12 protein-coding genes are annotated in these 5,792 nt (G+C 25.6%); all 12 read right to left on the reverse strand.

Features of this window, described 5'->3' with window-relative positions:
* Nucleotides 1–231, reverse strand: a 231-nt coding sequence (locus QMD25_06710) for a hypothetical protein (protein ID MDI6861674.1), incomplete at its 3' end; no start/stop codon positions are given.
* Between the two features lie 39 nt (nt 232–270).
* Nucleotides 271–561 carry an iron-sulfur cluster assembly protein gene (locus QMD25_06715; GenBank protein ID MDI6861675.1) on the reverse strand — a complete coding sequence of 97 codons (291 nt, stop codon included), beginning with the start codon at nt 559–561 and terminating at the stop codon, nt 271–273.
* Nucleotide 562: 1 nt separating this feature from the next.
* Nucleotides 563–1,447, reverse strand: a complete 885-nt coding sequence (locus QMD25_06720) for a VIT1/CCC1 transporter family protein (GenBank protein MDI6861676.1) — start codon at nt 1,445–1,447, stop codon at nt 563–565.
* A complete protein-coding gene (locus tag QMD25_06725) occupies nt 1,444–1,863 on the reverse strand; it encodes a ferritin-like domain-containing protein (GenBank protein MDI6861677.1) in 420 nt (139 codons plus the stop codon). Before QMD25_06725 ends, QMD25_06720 begins: the two co-directional genes overlap by 4 nt.
* 21 nt (nt 1,864–1,884) lie before the next feature.
* On the reverse strand, nt 1,885–2,148 hold the full coding sequence (locus QMD25_06730) for a hypothetical protein (GenBank protein MDI6861678.1): 264 nt from the start codon (nt 2,146–2,148) through the stop codon (nt 1,885–1,887).
* Nucleotides 2,145–3,329, reverse strand: a complete 1,185-nt coding sequence (locus QMD25_06735) for an FprA family A-type flavoprotein (protein MDI6861679.1) — start codon at nt 3,327–3,329, stop codon at nt 2,145–2,147. The genes QMD25_06730 and QMD25_06735 overlap by 4 nt, the downstream gene beginning before the upstream one ends.
* A 111-nt stretch (nt 3,330–3,440) precedes the next feature.
* Nucleotides 3,441–3,602 carry a rubredoxin gene (locus QMD25_06740; protein MDI6861680.1) on the reverse strand — a complete coding sequence of 54 codons (162 nt, stop codon included), beginning with the start codon at nt 3,600–3,602 and terminating at the stop codon, nt 3,441–3,443.
* A gap of 1 nt (nt 3,603) precedes the next feature.
* Nucleotides 3,604–4,131 (reverse strand): flavin reductase family protein, encoded by a 528-nt coding sequence (locus QMD25_06745; protein MDI6861681.1) that lies wholly within the window; start codon nt 4,129–4,131, stop codon nt 3,604–3,606.
* A gap of 9 nt (nt 4,132–4,140) precedes the next feature.
* On the reverse strand, nt 4,141–4,644 hold the full coding sequence (locus QMD25_06750) for a rubrerythrin family protein (protein MDI6861682.1): 504 nt from the start codon (nt 4,642–4,644) through the stop codon (nt 4,141–4,143).
* Nucleotides 4,645–4,658: 14 nt separating this feature from the next.
* A complete protein-coding gene (locus QMD25_06755) occupies nt 4,659–5,051 on the reverse strand; it encodes a class II SORL domain-containing protein (protein MDI6861683.1) in 393 nt (130 codons plus the stop codon).
* A 63-nt stretch (nt 5,052–5,114) separates the two neighbouring features.
* Nucleotides 5,115–5,537 carry a Fur family transcriptional regulator gene (locus tag QMD25_06760; protein MDI6861684.1) on the reverse strand — a complete coding sequence of 141 codons (423 nt, stop codon included), beginning with the start codon at nt 5,535–5,537 and terminating at the stop codon, nt 5,115–5,117.
* Nucleotides 5,534–5,792: DNA lyase (locus tag QMD25_06765; GenBank protein ID MDI6861685.1), on the reverse strand; the 259-nt coding region annotated here is incomplete at its 5' end. The genes QMD25_06760 and QMD25_06765, both read right to left, overlap by 4 nt.

Raw genomic sequence — 5,792 nt, forward strand, 5'->3', positions numbered from 1 at the left:
AAAAATTCTATTTTCTGAAAAGAATACAACTTTAATTAAATTTCCTTCTCTATCATATATTTCAGAACTTTGTGGAGGTTCATATTGAATATCTTTTATCTCAGGAAGTGTTGCTGCATATTGGTTATATATTCTATAAACATAAATTAATCCAAAAAGGAATATAATACAAATTACTATTAAAATAGATATTAGAATTCTTAAAAATGTTTTTCTTTTTTCCTTTTTCACAATTTAATATTATACAATCTTTTAAGAAAAAATAAAAATTTATGGATAAGTTTTATATTCTATTTGGGGATTTATGTAATCTATCAATCTTATTTTTTGAAATCCAAGATTTTTTAATTCATTTATTAATTCAAGAGAAATTTTATTAATAAGATCCCAACCAATTATTTTACAAAAATAACATGAAGTAGTTCTCGACATAAAATCCATAAATAGATCAATTGAATCTCTATCAATAGTGAATCCAACAACTAAACCTAAATTATAAATATTTTCCTGTGTCTCAGGGTCTTTAACTCTTTTTATAGCATCAATAACATCATTTTCCATTTTAAACCTCCACTTTAAAGATAACTCTTAAGAGATATCCAACTAAATAAGAAATTAATGCTATTCCAAAACTTAAAAAAAGCATTTCAAAAAATCTTTTTTTAAATAAAAACTCTTTAACTATTGAAATAAATAAAGAAGTAAGAAATACTATGAATAAAGCCATTAAAAGAGTTAATAAAAAAGCAAAAAAGTAGTTATTTATAATTAAATAGGGATAAATTAAAATAATTACAGTTAAAAGATATGTAAAACCAGTGTAAAGAGCTGCTTTAAAAGCATTTTCATTTTTTTCTGCCCTTTTTGACATATATTCAGATGAAGCCATAGATAAAGCAGCAGCAAAGCCTGTAATGAAACCTACAATAAAAATTAAATTTGTATTTCTTAATGTAAAAGTAAAACCTGCTAAAGCACCAGTAAGTTCAATTAAAGCATCATTAATTCCTAAAACCATTGAACCTATAAAATTTACCTTATCTTCATTTATTAAATTTGTTAGATAATTTTCGTGAGAATTTTCTTCTTCTAAAATTTTTAAAAAAATTTCTTTATCAGGTTCTTCTAAATTTTTAATTAAAGTTTCATAATTTTCTTGTGCTCTTTTTTCTCCCATTTCCATAAATTTTATTGAAAATGTTAAACCAAGGATATAGGAAAAAATTATGTTTAAATAAATGAAAGATTTATTTTCTTTTATCTCTTTGTTAGTATATTTTTTAAGTATATTATGATGCTTCAACTCTTCTTTTGCTATTTTTTCTAAAACCCCCCTATTTTGACCTTTCACCCTTTTTGCCAAAAAATTATAAAAAAAATGTTCTGTTTTTTCAAATTTTTGAAACTCAATTAGTTTTTTTAAATCTTCTTGAGTTAAACTTCTCAAATTTCTTCTAAAAGAGATGTAAAAGTATCGTGATGTTCTTCTTCGTCTTTTAAAATATCTTCAAATAATTTTTTTGTAGTAAAATCTCCTTCATCTAAAGCGCTTTTTATTATCTCCTTATAAAGTGTAATTGCATTTTCTTCATCTTTTTTATCTTGTTCAAGCATCTCTTTTAAATTATTTCCAACAAAAATCGGTGATGGTTTTGTTGTTGGTATTCCACCAAGATAAAACAATCTCTCTGCAATCGCTTCAGCGTGTTTCATTTCCTGTATTGCAATTTTTTTAAACTCTTCGGTTATTGCAAAATGCTTAACTCCTCTCCACTGTACATGTTGCCACATGTACTGAATTGCAACCTGCAGTTCTCTTGCAATTGCTTGATTTAATAAATCAAGTAAATGTTCTGATGCCATGTTAAACCTCCTTTTAAAAAATTATTTTTTAATTTTATATTTAACAATAAATTTATCATCTTTTTTTCTTTTTATTTCTTCTATATTTAATTTTATATTATTATCTTCAAATAAAAAACTCAAATCATTAAAATGTTCATCAAAACAACAGGAATATGAAGCAACAGAACCACTAAATTCAACAATAAGTTCATCTTCACAATTTTTAATAGTTTTTGCTTTACATTCTGGATATCTTAAAGAATTAAATTTTCTTATTAATTTCTTTAATATATTTGAATTCATAACAGATTTAACTCTTTATGTTTATTTAAGAATGAATTTACAAAGTTATTAAGTTTTTCATAATCTTCAATATTAGGATCACCTTTTATTAAAACATCTCCTAAATATTCTGCTTTTAAATTTTTAAGAGTCTCTTTAATTATATTTACAGTTTGACCTCCCCATCCAAATGACCCTACTATACCTATAAATTTAGTTTTAGGTTTTAGAGCACTCATAATATACGAAGCATAAAAGGCTAATGGATGTGGACCAGTTAAAACTGTTGGAGTAGCAAAAATAACTGATGCACTATCCACAAGAGACATAGCAATTTCACCGATATCTGAATTTGTTAAATTAAATCTTTTTACTTCTATTCCACTCTCAACAAACTTCTTTGTGATAAAATCGACAATATTTTTTGTGCTTCCATGCATTGAAACAAATAAAATTGTTATTTTATTCTTAACACTATCAGAAACCCACTCTTTATATAGATTAACAATAAATTCAGGTCTATCATAAACATATCCATGACTTGGTGCAATTATCTTAATATCTAAATTTTTTATTTTTTCAAGATTTTTAACAATTATATTTCTAAATGGCATCATTATTTCAGCATAATATCTTTTTGCACTTTCTTCTGCTTTTGAGGGATCATCTACAAAAATTGAACTTGTTGCTATATGTGAACCAAAGAAATCACATGTAAATAAAATTTTATCTTCTACAAGATATGTCACAAATGTTTCTGGCCAGTGAACCCAGGGAGTAAATATAAATTTAAAAGTTTTATTTCCTATTTTTAAAACTTCTCCATCATTAATAACATGGAATTTATTTTCACTTATATGAAGATGTGTCATTAAAAGTTCTTTACCCTTTTCGTTTGTTATTACTTTTGCATCATTATAAATTTCTAATATATCAGGAATAGCACCAGAATGATCTTGTTCAGCATGTTGAGAAATTATATAATCCAATTTATCTATATTTAATTCCTTTAAATTATTAATTAATTCAATTTTTTTAGTTGGATCAACACTATCAATTAAAACAATTTTATCATTTGTTTTAATTAAATATGAGTTATAACTTGTTCCATCTGGAAGAGGTATAAGTTCATCAAATAATCTTCTATCCCAATCTATTGAACCAACAAAATATATATCTTTAATTACTTCTCTAATACTCATAAGCAATCCTCCTAAAATTAAATAAATTAACTAATTGGCTAAAATTTTTATTAAACCAATTTTTTTCTTTTTAAGTATTAATTTTAAACTTTTTCTATTTTTAATTTATAATTACTCTAATTCACTAAAATTACTTTTATCTGCTCCACAAACTGGACAAACCCAATCATCTGGTAGTTCTTCAAATGGAGTCCCAGGTGGAATTCCACCATCTGGATCTCCTACTTCTGGATCATAAATATAACCGCATACTTGACATTCATATTTTTTCATATTAGCCTCCTTGATTTTTGTTTTCTTTTATAAAGGTAGGGGCATTTTTACTTGCCTTACCCTTTTTTACTTCATGATAATATGCATATGTCATTGGTTCATCTTCACTTAACTTATCACAATTTAAAACTTCACCAATAAAAATTGTGTGAGTTCCAACATCAAATTTTTCTATTACTTTACACTCAATAAAAGCAACAGTATAATCTTTTACAATTGGAGCACCTGTTTTTTCTCCTATTATAAAATTCACATCTTTAAATTTATCGATATCTCTTCCTGATTTAAAACCAAAATGACCTATAAAAGTAAGTGGTGTTTCTTTTGAAAGAATTGAAATTGTAAAAATTCTGCTTTTTTCTATAAATTCATGTGTAAGATTATTTTTATTAAGACAAATAGCAATTTTTGGTGGTTCTGATGTTACTTGCATTACAGCATTTGCAATTTGTCCATTTAATTTATTTTCAAATTTAGAACTTATAATATATAACCCATAATTTATTTTAAACAGGGCAGTTAAATCCACAACTCCTCCTTAAAATTTTTGAAATCTATCTTTTGAGACACCACAAACAGGACACTTATCGGGTGGAGAACCTATATGTGTATATCCACACACTGGACAAATATAAATTTCTTCTATCTCAATATCTTTTCCTTCTTTAACTTTTTCTTTTGCACTTTTATATAATTCTGCGTGGATTTTTTCAGCCTCAAGAGCATAATGTGTTGAAATTTCTGCTCCTTTTTCTCCTTGAAACTTTGCTGCATTGTTAAACACTGGATACATTTCTTCGATTTCATAAGTTTCTCCATCAATTCCAGACTGTAAATTATCAACTGTATTTTTTATTAATCCAAGATTTCTTAAGTGATTGCTTGCATGAACAAGTTCTGCATAAGAAATTGCTTTAAAAAGTCTTGCAACATTTTTAAATCCCTCTTTTTCTGCAACTTCAGAAAATATAGCATATTTCATATGAGCCATTGATTCACCAGCAAATGCTTCATTTAAAAATTTTTCTGTCATCTTTTTCATTTTTAACCTCCTTATTAAAATTTAAGTTCTAAACTATTTGTCCATAGTCCATGTATATTACAATATGAAAAAGCAATAAGAGTTCCTTCTTTTTCAGTTTTAAAAAAGAAAGTTACACGAGCTTCAGTATAAACTGTGCTTGTGTTTGGTCCTTGAGTTGATTCACCATGAGAGGAAAACTCAACTTTTCCTATTTCATAAGGAAATTTTTCATCTTTGGGATGAAAATATAAAGAAATCCACCTTATATGATGTTCTGTTGTGTTAGGGTGAGGAATTTCTTTTCCAACAGTTATATTTACCTTTACCAATTCTCCCTTTTTAAATTCGCCTTCAATTTCGATTACTGGAATATGTTTTTCACCTTTCCAATCACCTGATTTGAATAATTCGTTTAAATTAATCATGTAAACCTCCTTATATAAATTCAACTTTATAATAATTATAATTTTAAATTAATTTTTTGTCAATTATTTATTTAAACAATCTTTACAAATTCCGTAGAAAAATATTTCTGTATTCTTAATTTGATTTCCATCAATCTCTTTTAAATAAAATGCCTGATTTTCATATTTTATATCGTAAATTTTTCCACATTTCTCACATTTAAAATGAGCATGAGGTTCAATATAAATATCAAATCTAACTTCACTCCCCTCTATTGTTATCTCCTTAACTATTCCTTCTTTAACAAATCTTCTAAGAACATTATAAATTGTCGTTTTTGAAAGAGTTGGAATTTCATTTTTTAAATCATCATAAATCATATCGACTGATGGATGGGTTCTATTTTTATAAAGATATTCAAGAGTTTTCAATCTTTGAACAGATGGACTAATTCCTTTTTTTATTAATAAATTTTTAAGTTCACTCTTTTTAACTTTTTCTTTCATTTAAACACCTCTCTTGTTTCTTTATACCATAAAATAAAATCTAAATATTTCATATTTAATTTTATTTCATCGGAAAACCTCCTCATTTTTTCTTCAATTTCTTTATACATTTTTTTAGATAAATTTTTTGGTATTTTATCAATTATACCAATTTCTTTTAAATTTTTCAAAATATGTCTATCTAAAATTGCAAAATTATCACCTAAACCAACGTTTCTTAGAAAATGTGAAGCTTCTTTTAATCCAATACCTTTA

Source organism: Caldisericia bacterium (assembly GCA_030018355.1).
Taxonomy (GTDB): domain Bacteria; phylum Caldisericota; class Caldisericia; order B22-G15; family B22-G15; genus JAAYUH01.

Bases quoted from the DNA above. Each gene is read 5' to 3' on its own strand.
- QMD25_06715 (MDI6861675.1), bottom strand. From the start codon at position 561: ATGGAAAATGATGTTATTGATGCTATAAAAAGAGTTAAAGACCCTGAG.
- QMD25_06725 (MDI6861677.1), bottom strand. From the start codon at position 1,863: ATGGCATCAGAACATTTACTTGATTTATTAAATCAAGCAATTGCAAGA.
- QMD25_06730 (MDI6861678.1), bottom strand. From the start codon at position 2,148: ATGAATTCAAATATATTAAAGAAATTAATAAGAAAATTTAATTCTTTA.
- QMD25_06735 (MDI6861679.1), bottom strand. From the start codon at position 3,329: ATGAGTATTAGAGAAGTAATTAAAGATATATATTTTGTTGGTTCAATA.
- QMD25_06740 (MDI6861680.1), bottom strand. From the start codon at position 3,602: ATGAAAAAATATGAATGTCAAGTATGCGGTTATATTTATGATCCAGAA.
- QMD25_06750 (MDI6861682.1), bottom strand. From the start codon at position 4,644: ATGAAAAAGATGACAGAAAAATTTTTAAATGAAGCATTTGCTGGTGAA.
- QMD25_06755 (MDI6861683.1), bottom strand. From the start codon at position 5,051: ATGATTAATTTAAACGAATTATTCAAATCAGGTGATTGGAAAGGTGAA.
- QMD25_06760 (MDI6861684.1), bottom strand. From the start codon at position 5,537: ATGAAAGAAAAAGTTAAAAAGAGTGAACTTAAAAATTTATTAATAAAA.